The organism is Caproicibacter fermentans, assembly GCF_009746625.1.
In the GTDB taxonomy this organism is placed as follows: Bacteria; Bacillota; Clostridia; order Oscillospirales; family Acutalibacteraceae; genus Caproicibacter; species Caproicibacter fermentans.
Genome location: NZ_VWXL01000035.1, coordinates 17163 through 33921, shown reverse-complemented (window position 1 = coordinate 33921; position 16759 = coordinate 17163). Strand labels below are relative to the sequence as shown.

Below are 16759 nucleotides of genomic sequence, written 5' to 3'. Positions count from 1 at the left end.
GTCTGCCCAGGGTTTCCGACAATTCCATTGATTGGGAGCGTCTCATCGAACATCGCAAATCCTCTGTGCGATGCAAAGTGGAGCACGTTTTTCGCATCATCAAATGCCAATTTGGCTACACGAAAACGTAACCGTCAAACCGTCGGTCACACCTTCCACGGCATGAGGTTTTCCATGCTTGCGCTGTTCGGGGCTTGAGTGAAAACCTTCGTGAGATATTCAAACGGTACAAGCCCGTTTTCTCTTGCGGAAACGATCAGGCTGTAGTAAACCGCGCTGGCTCTCGCGCCGTTAGGAGTGTTGGAAAACAGCCAGTTTTTGCGTCCCATCACAAAGGGACGGATCGAGTTCTCGGCGCGGTTGTTGCTGATTTCAAGTCTGCCGTCCAATAAATAGGCTCTGAGATATTTGCGCTGGCTCTGAGCATAATAGACCGCCTTGCCCAGCAGGGATTTCGGCAACGCGCGAAGCGAGTCGGCCCATGCGAAAAAAGCCTCTGTCAGCGGCTTGGAAAGCTGTTCACGCTTTTCCCGGCGTTCTTCCGGGGATAACAAAGCAAACTGTTTCTCAAAGTGAAACAGCCGATCACAGTAAGCGATCCCTTTTGCGGCATCGGACGATTTCCACTTTTCTTTCGGCAGCGTTTGCAGCGCCTCGTCGAACTTTCGGCGCAGATGTGCCCAGCAGCCTACAACGGTAATCCGGTCAGGGAGTCTGTGATAGCCGTCATAGCCGTCCGTATGGAGAAAACCCGAAAAATCTTTCAAAAAGGTTTCCGGGTGGGTATACTTTCGGTCCTTTTGGTAGTCATACAGCACAATTTGGTGTTCCGCCTCGCCGCTCGTCCGGTAAAGCCACATATAGCTCTTGCTCCGGGCAGGTTTGCCGTCCTCATGCAGCACCTGAAGGGTGGTTTCGTCTGCATGAAGAACCTGACGCTCGCATAACTGCCGCTTCATCTCTTTGTATATTGGCTCCAGCCAATCTTCACTGGCCTTCACAAGCCAATTCGACATCGTCTGGCGGGAAAGCAGAATGCCGTTTTGTGCCCATTCCTGCTCCTGTCGGTAAAGCGGGCTGCCCATGACAAATTTCTGCACGGCAATGTGGGCGACCGATTCGGGCGATGCGAAACCGCCCTTGATGACGGGTTCCGGCATATCCGCCTTGACGATCGGCACACGGTCGGAAGATTCCTCACAGTGCCGGCAGGCATAAATGTGCCGCACATGACGAACAATCACGGCTTTTGCCGGAATGATTTTCAGTTCCTCGCGTACCTCTTCGCCCATTTTGTGCAGGGGACGGCCGCAATCAGGACAGATACGTGCCTCGATCGGCAGCTCATGTACGACGGTCTCGACAGGCAAATCTTCCGGAAGCTTGTCGGTAGTCAGACGGGTTTTCCGGCGGTAATGTGCCTTGACCTCGGTGATTTCCGGCTCCGGTGCGGTCAAATCGGCGGTTTGCTCCGCTTCGTTGAACAGGCATAACTGTCCGTTGTCCGTCTGCTCGCTGGACGTGCCGAATTGCCTGTGCCTGGCAAGCCGGAATTGTTCCGTCAGCCACTCTACCTGTTGCTTCAACTCGGCAATCAGCTCCGCCTGCTTGAGAAAGTTCTCATAAACATGCAGCGGAATTTCAATTGTTTTCTCTTGCTTTTCCATACACTAATTATACCGAAAAAACCGCATGAAATCAAGGAAAACCAGTGTTTATACGCCCAATATTTTACGAAATTTTGCGTTCGGAAACCTCGCTTCGGCTAAGCTTTTTTGCAAGTCTTGCGCTGTCAATCAGACAGGATAATTCTTCGCTGTTCAGTGCCATTGTCGCTTCGCCGTCCGACGACGGCCAATGGAAATGCCCGCGTTCCAGCCGCTTGAAATACAGCCAGAAGCCGTCGCCGTCCCATTCAAGTATTTTTATGCGGTCACGGTTCCGATTGCAGAACACAAACAGCGCATCGGCGAAAGGGTCCAGAGAAAAGCTCTGCTGCACAAGCGTCATCAACCCATTGATGGATTTTCTCATGTCCGTACATCCGCAGCACAGATACACGGGCTTTTCGCCGAAACGCATTACAGCGACCTCAGTATGCGGCAGACCTTCGCCAGTAATTCCGAATCCGTCGAGGCGGTTACCTTGATATGGCAGCCACTGATGTCGATAGTCAGGGCACTTTCGGCAGCGGCGGCAAGTTTGGGCTCCTCAAGTTGCGTCCATCCGTTCGGAACAAGCCCGGCCTTGCAGCTCTGTTTCTCCAATAGCTCCGTACAGGCGGCTTCCCGTACTTTCTTCTGTCTGTAATAATAGGTGGCTTTGCTGATTCCCTTTCCTTCACAGAACGCGCTTACGGTCTGCCCACTGGCTATCCGTTTTTTCACCGCTTCACCCCAGCCCGACAGCCGAAACTGTGTCACGATTTTTTGTGCATCCATTCAAATCCACTCCAACTTGGTCCAATGCACTCCATAGAACGCTTTGGACCTTTTTGAAGTAAATTGTACTCTTTCTAACGTCCTCCCTACAATGTGACGGTGGATTTGACGGCTACACGAAAACCCGGTACAGAGGCTTAATGAAAAACGAGAACCGGCTGTATGCCATGTTCGCGTGCGCAAATCTCTATATGCTGGCAATGGCAGGTCGAAGTTTCAGTGAGACCTGACAAGGGAGAAGTGCGCCCATTTCCGCAAAAGTGGAAATAAATTCAGGAGTATAGCGTTGAAATTCGACGTAATCATTCAGTTTGGAACGCCTCTTGAATCCCTTTTCTCTGAATTCCTCTTCCTGCGCCATTTGTTCAGAGGTTCCCTAATATAAATTTTTCTTTGTTGCATTGAAGAGGGAAATTTTTTAATGCTTCTGCCCTATAGGTGAAAGGACCCTTTCAATAATGGGCAGGAGGTAAAAATGTGACAAGCGAAGAATTCAGAAACGATTCACTGTTTCTGCGCGACCAGTTTCTTCATGACGGAGTCTTTGAAATGCCTATCATAAAAAAGACAGACATTCCTCTTGAGGATCTGGCTTTGATAGGATATGATAAACTCAATAAAGAAAGTTTCAGTCGGATTGTCCATTTTTTTCTGGACGACTATAAGTTCGAGGTGATGTGGAACGATCCCGAGCCTAGAATTGAACGACTTCGGAAGTACAAAGCCGTATTGTCTCCGCAATTTAGCCTTTATACAGAAATGCCACTCGCACTGAAGGTATATAACACTTTTCGAAACCTATGGTGCGGAGCATATTTTCAATCAAAAGGGCTTAAAGTTATTCCATCGCTTGTATGGGGGGAACCGAATACATTTTGGTTTTGCTTTGACGGTTTAGAACAGGGTTCCATCGTGGCCGTATCAACCATAGGAATGCGAAAAGAAAAAACATTGTTTTTGCAGGGCTATACTGAGATGTTGAAACGCATACAGCCCAGCGCCATCATTTGCTTCGGTACTCCTTTTGAAGAGATGCGAGGCAACATCTTTGCAGTTGATTACGCGGAAACCAATCACTTAAATACAAAAGATTTTAGCTTTTACACCATCAAGGGCGGCGGTATGGCAGGTGGCAGGAATTCGCTTCCCAAAAACAATTCACAACTTAAGCATGTTTTTAGAAATAAAAAAGGTCACCTTTCGGATACAGAGGCAAACCGGGCATTGCTGACAAGTGTTGCAAACGATAAGGGCAACTATAAAGGGACTGATCAAAATGGTTGCAGATGGTATTCTCAATTACAAAGTGACGGAAGCCAGGTTTGGGTCAGAACGCGAAACGGGATCATTATTAACGGTGGAGTCAACCGGCCTCCGAAAACATGGGATCCCAATATCGGCTATAACAGTCCAGTGAAGCCAGGAGGTAAAAATTATGCGTACATTATCTGAAAAAGCTTATCTATCGATGTTCTATGTGATTGACGCTTATTATTCAGTCCATCCTACTGATTCCGTTGGATCATTGCTGAGTGACCTGAGTCCATTTATATTCAAAGATTCAATATCTGCGGACCCGGCCGCTTACGACGATTTTTGCGACTGTTTTGCCAAAACCGCTAAGGGGAGAGAGGTAGACGATGTTGATGTGGGCTATCAGGCTGCAAAATCATTTTTACAATTTTATAACGATGAATTTGGGTTTGAGCTTGAAAATTTGATTCGTGATTTTTCTTATGAGGATTATAAGAAGGCCTATCACTCTCTCAAATAATGCGAAGCGTTTGTCCAGGAAATAGAGCTTTCATTCAGCCGTCGAATCACCCGCAGCAAACGCACATAACCCGAACATTCACTTTATCGGTGAAGCGTTCGGGTTTGTGTTTTCATTGAGCTGAAATGGAATGAGGGATAGCCTTTTACGGGTATCCCTCGTTTACTGTGTCGTGTATGTCGAAGAATAGCCAAACGGTTATGTTTTTTAAATATGTTAGGGATTTCATTCATGACATGCGGATTGAACTCAAAAGTGAGCGCACAGTGGAAACCTACCGGCAATCGCTAAATTCCTTTAGAAAATATCTTTCCGAACAATACTCAAAAGGTGTTGACGCGATTACCATTGATTTTGTCAGCGACAAGGTGATTCGGGAGTACATCGGGTGGGTCTCCAATCACAGCAGCGTCGGCACAAGAAATGTCCATCTTGCCGCTCTAAAGGCATATGTGAAATATGCGGCCTCCAAAAACATTGACCTGACGTCATTGCAAATCAGCCTTGCCGGTTTAAAGCACAAAAAGGTTTATCCCAAACGGCACAACTGGCTTAGCAAAGACCAGATACTATTGATTCTGGAGCAACCGAAGCCTACAAAAATCGGGGTAAGAGACCGTTTCATTATTCTGTTTTTGTTTTCAACCGGCGCGCGCTTAAACGAGATGATCACGGTCAAGGCAAACGACGTTATCACGGATGGAAAACACCCATATGTCCGGCTTTTCGGCAAGGGCGACAAGCCACGGATCGTTCCGGTTCCCGATGATGCATTTCTGGAGAATTTTCGGTATTACTGTGAGCTTTTTCATGCAGACGGCAATCTGGACACACATTCTCGGCCTCTCACTGCCGGAAATCGCCAAGCTCCTTGGCCATGTGGATATTTGGCCGTAGAAGCAATGAACAACATGTTGGGCGATCAGCCCGCTAGAAAATGGGACAGCCTTTCCGAAGATGACAAGTTGAAATTCTTAGGATTGAAGTAACTCAGAATTAGACCGATATTTTCGCTTAAAACAGGGGGACGAGCCTTGGTTTCTACCGAAGTTATCGGTATTAGTTTTTACGCGGCCTTAAAGATGTTAGGCCGATATCGGTCTAACACCTTTAGCGCGCATTAAAAAAAGCTTGAAGTGTACTAAACTTCTGCTATACTAAAATCAACGGCGCCGTAAATATAACAAAAAGGAGATAGTATTTATGGCAGAACTAAAAGTTAATACGATTGGGATGATTGCGTGTCACGGTGAGGACATGAGGCTTGTTTTAGACAAGACTTATGCTTCTGCTCTCGCTGGGTTGGATGGGTTTAGCCATATTCAGATTTTATGGTGGTTTTCCGAGTGTGATAATCCGAAGAATAGAAGCAAACTCTCAGAAATAAAACCCTATAAAAACAGTCCCGAAGTACTCGGTACCTTTGCCACCCGCTCACCTATGCGCCCAAACCCTATTGCGCTGGATTGTGTGCAGGTAACCTACATCGACCATGAAAACGCAGTGATTGGCCTTTCATATATTGAAGCGTTTGACGGTTCGCCGGTTTTGGATATTAAACCGTACACGCCGAGCCTAGACCGCGTGGAAAATCCTGTTGTTCCTGAATGGTGCAGCCATTGGCCGAAGTGTTATGAAGAATCCGGCAATTTTGCTTGGGAAAACGAAATGAACAGTTAAGCAATATGAAAGAGAACGTCTGCCTGAGTAAGGTAGACGTTCTCTTTCAGCTTGAATAGTAGGTGATTCAATGGCCTGCGTTCCTGTTCCCAAGGAACAAATCCTATAATGACACTCAGAAGCAAAAAACAAATAGTCATGCCGTCTGAATCCATAGAAGCGACGGGCAAATCCTGATGGTCCAAAATGCCGACCAGAAGATCTATCCGGCCTTTATGACAAAAATCATGAAGGTCATCGTCGCTTTGCAGAAACTCCCTTTGCCGGATCCGCGGATCACACTGACCAGCGGTATTCTTGAACAGATGGAGAAGGAAGACGCGTCTACAGCAGGTTTCCAACCGGGGAATGGGTGCGGTCCATTCAACCTCTGATTTAGCGCGAACACTCGTGGAGGCGCACTTTGAATTGAGATACTGGAAATCGGGTTGCGAAAATGAACGCGTTCCATCAAATCCAGTCAGCGGTCGGTTCATCAAGCACTAAAACTTTTGGATCATTTAAAAGCGCCTGCGCTTGCCGAGCCCCGTTTCATGCCGCCGGAAACGTTTCAACGCACATTAAAAGCTCAAGGCGGAAACATATCTTCTTCCTTTCCAGAAAAGCTGCCGCCAACTCAACAGAAATCCGATGGGACTGTATAAAGATCTTAAAACCGAATCCGCCCTATTTCTCTTCCATAGCACCTTTATGGCGCTCATGAATATCTTATTATAGAAAAATACAAGGGAGAGATATGTAATGGTGCCCACTTATCCTTATCTTGGCAATGAGACGAAATGTATTGAAACGCCGATCACGTTTCCGCCGCAGCATCAGGACGTACAGCCGGGTCTGGAGTATTTGATGAATCCTGTCCCGATTTCCGACAATACAGAATATAAGAGCAGTGAGAAGCTAAAGGGGAAGATTGCCATCATCACAGGAGGAGACAGCGGGATCGGTCGTGCCGTCGCGATTGGATTTGCAAAAGAAGGGGCGGATACTGCCATCGTTTTCACGCCTCGTGAACGTCAGGATGCCGAATTGACCGGAAAGGCTGTGGAATTTTACGGTCAGCACGCGCTTTTGGTGGAAGGGGATCTGAGACAGCCTGATTTTTCAGAAAAGATTGTAGAGGAGGTTCTGGAACGCTTCGGAAAGATTGATATTCTGGTTTTAAACCAGGGGGTTCAATTCCCTCAAAAAAGCATATCGGACATCTCGGACGAACAGCTTGAAAATACGTACCGAACAAATATTTTCCCCAATTTTTACATGACAAAGGCAGCATTGCCTTACCTGAAGCCTGGAAGTTCCATTATATCAACCGCATCCGTGACCGCCTACGCAGGTGAACCGTTGCTGGTGGATTATTCCTCGACAAAAGGTGCAATCGTTTCGTTTACCCGCTCCTTAGCCTTGCAGCTGGTATCCAAAGGAATCCGCGTAAATGCAGTAGCCCCAGGGCCTATCTGGACTCCGCTCATTGTTTCAAGCTTTTCTGACGAATATGTAAAGACTTTTGGATTGGATACCCCAATGAAACGTGCCGGACAGCCGTTTGAGCTTGCTCCGACATATATATATCTTGCAAGCGATGATTCTTCTTTTGTAACCGGTCAAGTACTACATGTTAATGGCGGGACCATGACGGAAACTTGAGGCACCAACAGTTTAGTCCACATCACGCCGTTAAACGGATACAGGGGAGACATTGATTTACGTTGCAAATCAAAAAAATTACCCGAGTTTTTGCCTGAACTGAATTCCAATCAAAACTAATCTTCCATAAGCCTTTGAATCACATGTATTATTCATTTATTATTTTCAACCGCCCGTATCATCTTCTCGATAAAGTACTGATGCACGGCAAGACAGTCTGTCAATTCGGGATGAAAAGAGGTCACAAGCATATTCCTTTCTTTTGCAGCTACAATATGTTTGTTTAGGGAACAAAGCACTTCAACATCTTTGCCGACATTTTCAATCCATGGCGCACGGATGAAAGGAAGCTCAATCCGCTGCTCTGATAGGGCTGGGATATTTTCCGACACGGTAAAACTGTTGATTTGCCGACCATAGGCATTTCGCCGGACTGTTATATCCATCAGCCCCAAGTGTGGATTTTCGCCGATTACATCTTTAGCAAGCAGGATCATACCTGCACATGTGCCCCAAACGGGAAGACCTTGTTTTATCCTTTGTTTCAGCGGTTCAAAAAGGCCAAATTCGATAAGCAATTTTGATATTGTTGTGCTTTCACCACCCGGTAAAATTATGCCATTGACAGATTCCAATGCAGTTAAGGATTTCACTTCAATCGGTTTAACATTCTTGATTTTGCCCAGCATGCTTCTATGTTCTTCGACGGAACCTTGTAAGGATAAAACCCCAACCTGCAAGTCTTTCGCCATTTTACCAGCCCCTTTTAGCAAACTGGTCTTCGGGAGCTATTGTTTTAATATCAATTCCTTTCATAGCCTCTCCAAGCCCTTCGCTTACCTCGGCAAGAATTTCCGGTTTGTCATAATACGCAGCTGCTTTTACAATCGCTTTCGCTCTAGGGAGCGGATGATCGGATTTAAATATGCCGGATCCAACGAAAATCCCTTCACTTCCCAGCTGCATCATCAAAGCTGCATCAGCCGGAGTCGCAATTCCTCCTGCGGCAAAATTGACAACGGGCAGTTTCTTGTTTTCCGCAACCGATACAACCAAATCATAGGGCGCTCCGTTTTCTTTCGCGTAAGTCATAAGTTCCTCTTTTGGCTTATTGGAAAGCTCCCTGATCTCCGACATTACGGTTCTCATATGGCGTACAGCTTCAACGACATTTCCCGTACCCGCCTCTCCTTTTGTACGGATCATGGAGGCCCCTTCGCCTATCCTTCTAAGAGCTTCACCCAGATTTCGAGCACCGCAGACAAACGGAACTTTAAATGCCGATTTATCGATATGATACATTTCATCTGCCGGGGTCAGAACTTCACTCTCGTCGATAAAATCAATGCCGAGAGCCTCAAGAATCTGTGCTTCTGCGATGTGGCCGATCCGTACTTTTGCCATAACGGGAATAGATACGGCTTTTTGAATTTCCTTTATCATTTTGGGGTCGCTCATACGGGCAACTCCGCCCTCGTTTCTGATATCGGCAGGAACCCTTTCCAGAGCCATGACAGCAACTGCACCTGATTCTTGGGCGATTGCAGCTTCCTTTGCATTGGTGACGTCCATAATTACGCCGCCTTTCAGCATCTGGGCAAGATTCCTGTTGAGTCCAAGTCTTTCAGAATCCATTGTTTCCACTCCTTGTCGCATTTATTTGTAATACAATTAATTATAATGTTGACATTGTATGCTGTCAACGGTATAATTGTATGACTTACAAAAGGAGCGTTCTTTATGCAGAAATCATTTTATGACGACTTAACATGGATGCCTAAAATCGATCAAACGGATAAGCCAATGTACTTAGCCATTATGGAAACTTTGGATACCGATATTAGGAATGGAGTTCTAAAGCCGGGCGATAAACTGCCCCCACAACGAGAACTGGCAGATTTTCTTCACATTAATCTCACAACCGTGACAAAAGCGTTTAAGCTTTGCGAACGAAAAGGATTGATCTATGCAACCGTCGGAAAAGGAACTTTTATTTCTGCCGATGCAAATGTTCCGGCAGTTTCACAGGATGACGAATTAGATAACGGATTAATTGAAATGGGGACCATTCGACCATTATATGGCCAAAATAAACTTGTGGTCGAATCTATCAGACAAACGGTTCAAAATATAACAATCGGAAAGTATTTGGAATACGATGAACCCAAGATGAAAATATCTCACCGTGAAATAGGAAGTGAGTGGTTGAAACGATTTCATATCAATGTTAAACCTGAAAATATCGCTATCGCTTCAGGCGCTCAAAATGCGTTGGCGGTTACAATGATCTCATTGTTTCAGCCTGGCGATAAAATTGGCACGGATTCTCTTACTTACACAGGGTATAAAAATCTTGCCAGTACATTTGGCGTTCGCTTGGTTCCTGTTGAAATGGACAGAGATGGCATGAATCCCTCAATGCTAAGCAAAACGTGCAAAAACGAAAGCTTAAAGGGACTGTATTTAATACCGGAATGTCAAAATCCTACAACATGTACAATGCCAATTTCACGCCGACAGAAGATAGCTGAAATTATAAAGGCAAATAACTTGATTTTGATAGAAGATGATACCTACTCTTTTTTGAAAAATTCAGAACTGGCTCCTGTGTCACAATTCATTCCGGAGCAAAGCATTTATATTAATTGCACGTCTAAATCCTTAAGCGCGGGCTTGAGGGTGGCGTTCATGGCTGTTGCCCCAAAATTACATGATCAAATTAGTCGTGGGATTTACAACATAAATCTAAATACATCCCACTTTAATGTAGAAATCGTAGCCAATCTTATAGAAACCGGTTTGGCAGATCAAATTCTCGAAGCGAAAAGGTTGGAAGCAGAAACGCGGAATAAGCTCACGGATGAAATCCTAAACGGCTTCACCGTGCAAGGGAACAAACGTGATTACTTCAGGTGGCTTCTATTGCCGGATGGATGGACTGGGAAAGAATTTGAATATTGCGCTAAATTGTCAGGGGTGCAAATTTATTGTGCTGAGCGGTTTGCGGTTGGCAGCAATCCCGTACCGTCCGCCGTTCGAATTGCCACTGCGTCAGTCAAGAATAAAGAGGAGCTTATCAAGGGTTTGACCATATTAAAAAATTTAACAAATAAGGAACCTGATGTTACGCCGTTCATCGTATAAAAATTTTCTCTTTGCAACCCAATAGAGCCCAGTGCACATGCAAGGCTATTCCTGCTTATGCTCTGGGCTAATTGTTTTTTTAAACTTTTGATACCGCATCAGGCTTTGTGTAAAAGCTGAATAGGAGACTTCCTTTCAGACAAGAACGAGGGTAAGAAAAATCAAGTCTGAAGGAAGTCTTTTCATGAGCACAGTCATCGCAGGCGAATCGGATGAAACTCTTGGTTATCGAAACGGGATTCCGCAGATTGAATCAAGGGGGGGAATTGGTAAATATTCGCGGTTGAAATAGAGGGTCTGACTAAGACTCTAAAAAAGCAGAAAATATGAAAGACAGTCAATCTTTCCCTGAAAAAGGGCGAGTTTATTTAAAATTAATCTCATCCAAAGCCATGCTTGCGGCGGGAAATGGCTTAATCGCTCTCGGGAGTATCCCCATCACGTAAGCGATGAGCACTCCGTAATTGGTTATGGATACGCCCTGTTCCCGCGCTTTTTCGACACGGTATTGCATTTCTCTGCGGTTTAACATGCAGCCGCCGCAATGTACGATAACGGCGTATTCGGAGATATCCTTCGGGTAGCGCGCACCCGATACCCATTCGAATTGAATCTCGCCTCCCGCAATCTGGCGTATCCAGCGCGGAATTTTTACTTTCCCGATGTCGTCTGCCTGATCGTGATGCGTGCAGCCTTCCACAATAAGCACCTTATCTCCGGGAACCAGATGTTCGATACGCTTGATTCCCCGCACCATCTCCGCAAGGTCCCCCTTCTGCCGCGCAAATAGAATGGAAAACGAGGTCATCGGTATCTCGGGCGGCGTGTCGGCGGAAACCTTAAGAAACGCCTGCGAATCGGTAATGACAATGGCCGGGGGAGAGTTTAAACGTTCGAGCGCATGCTTCAGCTCATGTTCCTTGGTTATTACAGCGATCGCGTCCTTTTCGATGATGTCGCGAATCGTCTGCTGCTGGGGAAGGATGAGCCTACCCTTCGGTGCCGCTTTGTCAATGGGCGTCACCAGCACCGCGACGTCGCCGGAATTGACCAAATCACCCACTAAGGCGGGCTCCGCATCCTCAAAATTCGAGCTTGAAATGATTTGTTTTATCACCTTGTCGATTCCAAAGCGTGTCGCCGCACTGGCATAGATAAGCGGAATTTCGGGTGCGGATTTGATTTTTAGACTTTCGGGAACTCCCTCGTCGCACTTGTTCAGTACGCAGATGCACGGTATTTTGCGTCTTTCCAACTGTTCGATAAATTCAGTGTCAAACTCGGTGATTCCCTCGTGGATATCCGCCGCTACGATGGCCAGGTTGCATTTCCGCAGAACCTCATAGGTCCTTTCCACGCGCAGCTTTCCGAGATTCCCGGTATCGTCGAGCCCTGCCGTGTCGATAAACACGACCGGGCCCAGAGGCAAAAGCTCCATCGCCTTATATACCGGGTCCGTCGTAGTGCCCGCGACTTCGGAGGTGACGGCGATGTTCTGCCCTGTGATCGCGTTGATAAGGGACGATTTCCCGGCGTTCCTCCTGCCGAAAAGTCCAATCGTAAATCTGTTTGCCATCGGAGTGGCGTTCATGTCTGCCATCGTTATCTCTCCTTTGACGTTCTCATTTCGGGAGCGGTTAGCCGTTCCGGCCTCAGGATCTCCGACAAAGTCCCTTCGTCCAGAAGTCCCAATTCCAAAACCGCTTCGCGAACTGTTTTTCCCGTGTTCAGGCAGAATCCCGCGACCATTGATGCCTTGTCATAGCCGATATATCCGGTCAGCGCGGTCACTACCGCGAAGCTGTCCGTTAGCTTTCGGGCACAGATATCGCCGTTTGCCCGTATCCCTTTTATGCAGCGTTCTATAAATATGGGGAGCACGTGGTTCAGCATATCAAGCATTTCAAACATATTTTTGGCAATTAAGGGCAAAAAGGCGTTGAGCTCGAGCTGCCCCGCCTGTGCGGCCAACGTTACCGCCGTATCATCCGCCATAATCTGAAACGCCGCCTGATTGACCGACTCGCATATCACGGGATTCACTTTTCCGGGCATAATCGAGGAACCCGCCTGCACGGAGGGCAGCGTTATTTCCCCGAATCCCGCTTTCGGACCAGACGACAGAAGCCGCAGGTCGTTTGCTATTTTCGCGAGATTCACAGCGGCCGCTTTCAGAAGGCCGGATACCTCGACGAAGACATCGCAATTCTGGGTTGGGTCCATCATATATTCGGCGCGCGCAAGCCCGATGCCAGTAAGCTCCCGCAGCTTTTCAATCACCGTGAATATGTATGCTTTCGGAGCGTTGATCCCGGTACCCACGGCGGTCCCGCCGATGTTGACCTGTCGGAGACGTTCCTCCGCCTTGTACAGCCGCCATCGGTCCCGGGCCACAGCCTGAGCCCATGCCCCGAATTCCTGACCGAGTGTTACCGGAACGGCGTCCTGAAGCTGCGTCCGGCCGACCTTCAAAACGGAGGCGAATTCCTGTTCCTTTTCCTGCAGGGCGGTCTGGAGCGCGGCGAACAGCTCAGTTACGGGCTTGAGCAGGCGAATTAGAGCAATGCGCACTGCCGTCGGGAATACGTCGTTCGTCGATTGGTGAAGATTTACATGGTCAAGAGGATGGACGATGCTATAGTCGCCTTTTTTTCCGCCGAGCAGCTCGATGGCTCGGTTGGCGATCACCTCGTTGACATTCATGTTCGTAGACGTGCCGGCCCCGCCCTGCATACAGTCCACGGGGAACTGATCCCTCAGCGCGCCTGACAGGATTTCGTCGCAGGCCGATATGATCGCTTCGGCAATTCGGCTGTCCAGAGCGCCTAAGCTCCGGTTCACCGCCGCCGCCGCCTTTTTCACCGTTACCACAGCTTCAATGAGCGCCGGATGAATGGGAACTCCCGTTATGGCAAAGTTCGTCAATGCTCTCGCCGTGTGGATTCCGTAATAAGCGTTATCGTCTATTAAAAGCTCTCCCAGAAAATCATGCTCTGTGCGCATAGCCGCCTATCCTTTCTGAAAATCCGCGTGGTCTCCCCTGGAGAAATCGGGCTTAAGCCCAAGACCCTTTATTTGTCGTTTGAGAACGGAAAGTCCTTCCGCGGCCTCGCTGCCGGTGGCAAGCTTGTTGTCATACAGGGAGAAATCTTTCCTGTGCTCGTATGGCGTCAGGTTCGGCATAACAACGTTTGCCCCCGCCAGAAGTCCTTTTTCACGGCCGTTTTTATCCGACGTTGCGAGTGCCGTTGTAGCGGGCAGCAGCACCTTGGGCAGCAAGCATCTCACAAGCGACAGCAGAATTGGCGTGCTTTTGGGCGGCGGGGAAGGGAAACCCGCGAATCTAGTTTCCTTATGCGGTATAAAGGGACCTATCCCGGCCATATGCGGCTGGAGATCGCGCAGAAAAATGATATCCTCTGCCAGTGTTTCATAGGTCTGAAACGGGGAACCGACCATAAGGCCGGCCCCGACCTGATAGCCGAGCTCTTTCAGGTCGTACAGGCACCGTTTCCGATTTTTTAGGGCCTGCTCCGGCGGGTGGAGCTTTGCGTAATGCGCTTCATCGGCTGTTTCATGGCGCAGAAGATACCGGTCGGTGCCGGCGGCAAAAAGCCGGCGATAGGATTCGCGGCTTCGTTCTCCAACGGAAAGCGTTACCGCACATTCCGGAAAAAGCTCTTTTATCCCCGAAACGATACCGCATAATACCTCGTCCGAAAAAAACATGTCTTCGCCGCTCTGCAACACGAAGGTCCGAAAGCCCAGAGCATATCCGGACCGGCAGCAATCAATGATTTCATTCTTTGTAAGCCTGTATCTCGCCGCTTTCCGGTTGCTTCTCCTTATCCCGCAGTAATAGCAGTCGTTTTTGCAGAAGCTTGAAAATTCGATTAGCCCGCGAAAGAAAACCCTGTCGCCGTAGCTTGCCTTTCTTGTTTCTCCGGCCAGACGGAAGAGCTCAAAAAGATCATCCTCCTGAGCTTCCTCTTCCAAAAATCGGATCAAGGCGAGTAATTCCCGTTTATTCGCCGAGGCTAAAAAATCGGACAGCTGCCTGGCTGCTCCGTTTTCCATATCCGCCGCTCCTATAAACGAAGGTCGCGCTCGCCGTTTTCTATTCTATTTAGATTTTCCTGTATTGTCTGATATACCGTTTCCCCTTTAAAGCGTTCGATATGCCGCTTGAGTACCTGTTCTCCCTTTGCTTTCGTCTCTGGCGACGCATAATCAATCAGATATTCCTTCAGCGTAAAAATTGCGTTTGGGATACAGAAGTTATGTACGAATTTCGATTTTGCCACCTTCATAAACTGCTCGCCGGTTCGCCCCGCCCTGTAACATGCGGTGCAGAAAGACGGAATACAGTTCATATCGCAAATTTCGCTGACCACCCCGTCCAAAGAACGCGGATCGTTTATGGTGAACTGTTCTTTGTCGGGAAGCTCGTTCGCTTTTATTGACTGCGCGTAGGCGCCGACTCCTATACGGGTTCCCGCGTCGATTTGCGAGACCCCGAACGGGATAACCTCCCGCCGCACCTTGTCGGGTTCCCTGGCGGTGCAAATAAGGCCGGTGTAGGGAACGGACAAACGCAGAATCGCGACCAGCTTCTTGAAATCGCTGTCGCTGACGGCATACTGGGGATTGATTGAAAACGGAGTGCCTGTGGCGGGCGTTATACGAGGGAAGGAAATCGTATGCGGCCCGACGCCGTTGAAATTTTCCTCAAGGTGGATCGTATGATATAAAAGTCCCATGACCTCAAAACGCCAGTCGTAAAGTCCAAATAATACGCCAATGCCGTTGTCGTCCACGCCCGCCTCCTGCGCTCTGTCCATGCAGTACAATCTCCAGCGGTAGTGGCCTTTAATAGTCCCTTGCGGGTGCATTTTACGGTAGGTTTCATGATGGTACGTCTCCTGAAACACCTGGAAGGTCCCGATTCCCACTTTCTTCAGCTTCCTAAGTTCCTCTGCGGTCAGGGGGGCACAGTTTATATTAGCACGCCGTATTTCGCCGTGTTCCGTCTTGACACTGTAAACCTTTTTGATCGAATCGCACATAAAATCGACCTGGGTGGCGGGAGATTCTCCATAGACAAGAACGGTGCGTTTCTGCCCCTCTTCGATCATAATCCGAACTTCCTGCTCGATTTCCTCCATCGTCAGAGTTTTTCGGCGCATCGCGGTATTGCTGCTGCGGAAGCCGCAATATGCGCAGTTATTTGCACATTCGTCGCTGATATAAAGCGGCGCGAAAAACACAATTCGGTCGCCGTATACATCTTCCTTCAACTGATGGGCCAATTCATACATCTCGTGCAGCATACTCTCGTCTTTGTTTTGCAGAAGGATTGCAGTCTCCTCCGGCTCAAGCCGGATACATTGCTCCGCTTTCTTCAAAACGATTCGCACGTCTGCTTTCGAAGGGTTTTTCCACTTGTTCAACTGCGCCCAGATTTTATTCTCGTCAATGAAATCATGATCAAGCTTGTCATACTGCGCAAACTCTTTTTGGTACTTTTCAAGAAAATTCATGCATATACCCCTTTCTATAACTGTTGGCTACTTTTGGTGATCATCGATTTGACCGTAGCCCCGGTAATCCTGCCGAGCTTTCCGGTTAGCGCGCTGATTTCGTCATTGCTTCCGTCCACTATTAATGATATGACGGAAACGCCCCGCTCTCGATAGGGAAGCCCCATCCTGCCTACAATAAGCCCGGCATATTCGTGCAGAACGGCATTTACACGTTCCACACAGGATGAATTTTCGATCACAATGCCCACGATGCCTATCTTTTTGTCCACTTTAAAACCTCCTTCAAAAATTAATGCTCCCTTTCCGTACGAAAGGCGGAAAGGGAGCATTACGGCAAAACAGAGTACTCAATACCGAATGTGCGTCTTTCCGCTCGGAAACACCTTGCGGTCAGGTAAAACTACCGGCCCTGTATCCTCGGGCAAAACCTGCGCGCGGATACATTGCAACTTGATACTTATTCGCTTATACTTTAGCATAATACAGTAATAAGTGGATGTCAATAAATCATTCTTAAGTTTTCTGCGTGAAAA

At 47.9% G+C, this 16759-nt stretch carries 17 protein-coding genes and 2 pseudogenes; 8 read left to right on the top strand and 11 right to left on the bottom strand.

From position 1 onward, the window contains the following. Window positions 1-125, top strand: a pseudogene (locus CAFE_RS06010) (IS5 family transposase); the annotation flags it as partial. 21 nt (window positions 126-146) lie between these two features. On the opposite strand, the gene tnpC reads toward CAFE_RS06010, so the two are convergent. The 3 genes from tnpC to tnpA form a co-directional block, all read right to left on the bottom strand. Continuing rightward, the gene (gene tnpC, locus CAFE_RS06005; RefSeq protein WP_156990100.1) at window positions 147-1667 is read right to left on the bottom strand and encodes an IS66 family transposase; all 1521 of its coding nucleotides are present in this window, start codon (window positions 1665-1667) and stop codon (window positions 147-149) included. Between the two features lie 64 nt (window positions 1668-1731). Beyond that, entirely contained in the window at window positions 1732-2082 is a 351-nt protein-coding gene (gene tnpB, locus CAFE_RS06000; protein WP_066649679.1) for an IS66 family insertion sequence element accessory protein TnpB, read from the bottom strand. Continuing rightward, window positions 2082-2441: an IS66 family insertion sequence element accessory protein TnpA gene (gene tnpA / locus CAFE_RS05995; RefSeq protein ID WP_156990099.1), complete on the bottom strand. Its 360-nt coding sequence runs from the start codon at window positions 2439-2441 to the stop codon at window positions 2082-2084. The genes tnpB and tnpA overlap by 1 nt, the downstream gene beginning before the upstream one ends. Before the next feature lie 477 nt (window positions 2442-2918). Here tnpA and CAFE_RS05990 point away from each other — a divergent pair, with 477 nt between their 5' ends. The 5 genes from CAFE_RS05990 to CAFE_RS05970 all read left to right on the top strand — a co-directional run bounded on the left by CAFE_RS05990 (window position 2919) and on the right by CAFE_RS05970 (window position 6269). Next, the gene (locus CAFE_RS05990) at window positions 2919-3893 is read left to right on the top strand and encodes a DUF4417 domain-containing protein (protein ID WP_156990098.1); all 975 of its coding nucleotides are present in this window, start codon (window positions 2919-2921) and stop codon (window positions 3891-3893) included. Further along, entirely contained in the window at window positions 3877-4215 is a 339-nt protein-coding gene (locus tag CAFE_RS05985) for a hypothetical protein (RefSeq protein ID WP_156990097.1), read from the top strand. The genes CAFE_RS05990 and CAFE_RS05985 overlap by 17 nt, the downstream gene beginning before the upstream one ends. A gap of 176 nt (window positions 4216-4391) precedes the next feature. Continuing rightward, window positions 4392-5204: a tyrosine-type recombinase/integrase gene (locus CAFE_RS05980; protein WP_330593862.1), complete on the top strand. Its 813-nt coding sequence runs from the start codon at window positions 4392-4394 to the stop codon at window positions 5202-5204. Window positions 5205-5418: 214 nt separating this feature from the next. Then, the gene (locus CAFE_RS05975) at window positions 5419-5895 is read left to right on the top strand and encodes an SAM-dependent methyltransferase (protein WP_156990096.1); all 477 of its coding nucleotides are present in this window, start codon (window positions 5419-5421) and stop codon (window positions 5893-5895) included. A gap of 176 nt (window positions 5896-6071) precedes the next feature. Continuing rightward, window positions 6072-6269, top strand: a complete 198-nt coding sequence (locus CAFE_RS05970) for a hypothetical protein (protein ID WP_156990095.1) — start codon at window positions 6072-6074, stop codon at window positions 6267-6269. 35 nt (window positions 6270-6304) lie between these two features. On the opposite strand, the pseudogene CAFE_RS20635 reads toward CAFE_RS05970, so the two are convergent. Then, window positions 6305-6411 (bottom strand): annotated as a pseudogene (locus tag CAFE_RS20635) (ABC transporter ATP-binding protein); the annotation flags it as partial. A gap of 225 nt (window positions 6412-6636) precedes the next feature. On the opposite strand from CAFE_RS20635, the gene CAFE_RS05965 reads away from it, so the two are divergent. Next, the gene (locus CAFE_RS05965; RefSeq protein WP_066648000.1) at window positions 6637-7539 is read left to right on the top strand and encodes an SDR family oxidoreductase; all 903 of its coding nucleotides are present in this window, start codon (window positions 6637-6639) and stop codon (window positions 7537-7539) included. Between the two features lie 152 nt (window positions 7540-7691). On the opposite strand, the gene pdxT is transcribed toward CAFE_RS05965, so the two are convergent. Continuing rightward, window positions 7692-8291, bottom strand: a complete 600-nt coding sequence (gene pdxT, locus CAFE_RS05960) for a pyridoxal 5'-phosphate synthase glutaminase subunit PdxT (RefSeq protein ID WP_066647997.1) — start codon at window positions 8289-8291, stop codon at window positions 7692-7694. Window position 8292: 1 nt separating this feature from the next. Continuing rightward, window positions 8293-9174 carry a pyridoxal 5'-phosphate synthase lyase subunit PdxS gene (pdxS, locus tag CAFE_RS05955; RefSeq protein ID WP_066647994.1) on the bottom strand — a complete coding sequence of 294 codons (882 nt, stop codon included), beginning with the start codon at window positions 9172-9174 and terminating at the stop codon, window positions 8293-8295. Between the two features lie 105 nt (window positions 9175-9279). Between pdxS and CAFE_RS05950 the strand changes: the two genes are divergently transcribed. Then, on the top strand, window positions 9280-10683 hold the full coding sequence (locus tag CAFE_RS05950) for an aminotransferase-like domain-containing protein (RefSeq protein ID WP_066647991.1): 1404 nt from the start codon (window positions 9280-9282) through the stop codon (window positions 10681-10683). A gap of 364 nt (window positions 10684-11047) precedes the next feature. On the opposite strand, the gene hydF is transcribed toward CAFE_RS05950, so the two are convergent. From hydF to CAFE_RS05925, 5 genes are read right to left on the bottom strand one after another with little or no spacing between them, the layout of a single operon-like run. Next, window positions 11048-12283 (bottom strand): [FeFe] hydrogenase H-cluster maturation GTPase HydF, encoded by a 1236-nt coding sequence (hydF, locus tag CAFE_RS05945; RefSeq protein WP_156990094.1) that lies wholly within the window; start codon window positions 12281-12283, stop codon window positions 11048-11050. A gap of 2 nt (window positions 12284-12285) precedes the next feature. After that, the gene (locus CAFE_RS05940; RefSeq protein WP_156990093.1) at window positions 12286-13686 is read right to left on the bottom strand and encodes an aspartate ammonia-lyase; all 1401 of its coding nucleotides are present in this window, start codon (window positions 13684-13686) and stop codon (window positions 12286-12288) included. Between the two features lie 6 nt (window positions 13687-13692). Next, window positions 13693-14760 (bottom strand): [FeFe] hydrogenase H-cluster radical SAM maturase HydE, encoded by a 1068-nt coding sequence (hydE, locus tag CAFE_RS05935; protein ID WP_156990092.1) that lies wholly within the window; start codon window positions 14758-14760, stop codon window positions 13693-13695. An 11-nt stretch (window positions 14761-14771) separates the two neighbouring features. After that, the gene (gene hydG, locus CAFE_RS05930; RefSeq protein WP_156990091.1) at window positions 14772-16223 is read right to left on the bottom strand and encodes a [FeFe] hydrogenase H-cluster radical SAM maturase HydG; all 1452 of its coding nucleotides are present in this window, start codon (window positions 16221-16223) and stop codon (window positions 14772-14774) included. Between the two features lie 14 nt (window positions 16224-16237). Then, entirely contained in the window at window positions 16238-16495 is a 258-nt protein-coding gene (locus tag CAFE_RS05925; protein WP_066647974.1) for a TM1266 family iron-only hydrogenase system putative regulator, read from the bottom strand. Window positions 16496-16759: the final 264 nt, after the last annotated feature.

Bases quoted from the DNA above. Each gene is read 5' to 3' on its own strand.
- tnpB (WP_066649679.1), bottom strand. From the start codon at position 2,082: ATGCGTTTCGGCGAAAAGCCCGTGTATCTGTGCTGCGGATGTACGGAC.
- CAFE_RS05965 (WP_066648000.1), top strand. From the start codon at position 6,637: ATGGTGCCCACTTATCCTTATCTTGGCAATGAGACGAAATGTATTGAA.
- pdxS (WP_066647994.1), bottom strand. From the start codon at position 9,174: ATGGATTCTGAAAGACTTGGACTCAACAGGAATCTTGCCCAGATGCTG.
- tnpC (WP_156990100.1), bottom strand. From the start codon at position 1,667: ATGGAAAAGCAAGAGAAAACAATTGAAATTCCGCTGCATGTTTATGAG.
- pdxT (WP_066647997.1), bottom strand. From the start codon at position 8,291: ATGGCGAAAGACTTGCAGGTTGGGGTTTTATCCTTACAAGGTTCCGTC.
- CAFE_RS05950 (WP_066647991.1), top strand. From the start codon at position 9,280: ATGCAGAAATCATTTTATGACGACTTAACATGGATGCCTAAAATCGAT.
- tnpA (WP_156990099.1), bottom strand. From the start codon at position 2,441: ATGGATGCACAAAAAATCGTGACACAGTTTCGGCTGTCGGGCTGGGGT.
- CAFE_RS05940 (WP_156990093.1), bottom strand. From the start codon at position 13,686: ATGCGCACAGAGCATGATTTTCTGGGAGAGCTTTTAATAGACGATAAC.
- CAFE_RS05980 (WP_330593862.1), top strand. From the start codon at position 4,392: ATGTCGAAGAATAGCCAAACGGTTATGTTTTTTAAATATGTTAGGGAT.
- hydE (WP_156990092.1), bottom strand. From the start codon at position 14,760: ATGGAAAACGGAGCAGCCAGGCAGCTGTCCGATTTTTTAGCCTCGGCG.
- CAFE_RS05985 (WP_156990097.1), top strand. From the start codon at position 3,877: ATGCGTACATTATCTGAAAAAGCTTATCTATCGATGTTCTATGTGATT.
- hydG (WP_156990091.1), bottom strand. From the start codon at position 16,223: ATGAATTTTCTTGAAAAGTACCAAAAAGAGTTTGCGCAGTATGACAAG.
- CAFE_RS05975 (WP_156990096.1), top strand. From the start codon at position 5,419: ATGGCAGAACTAAAAGTTAATACGATTGGGATGATTGCGTGTCACGGT.
- CAFE_RS05970 (WP_156990095.1), top strand. From the start codon at position 6,072: ATGGTCCAAAATGCCGACCAGAAGATCTATCCGGCCTTTATGACAAAA.
- hydF (WP_156990094.1), bottom strand. From the start codon at position 12,283: ATGGCAGACATGAACGCCACTCCGATGGCAAACAGATTTACGATTGGA.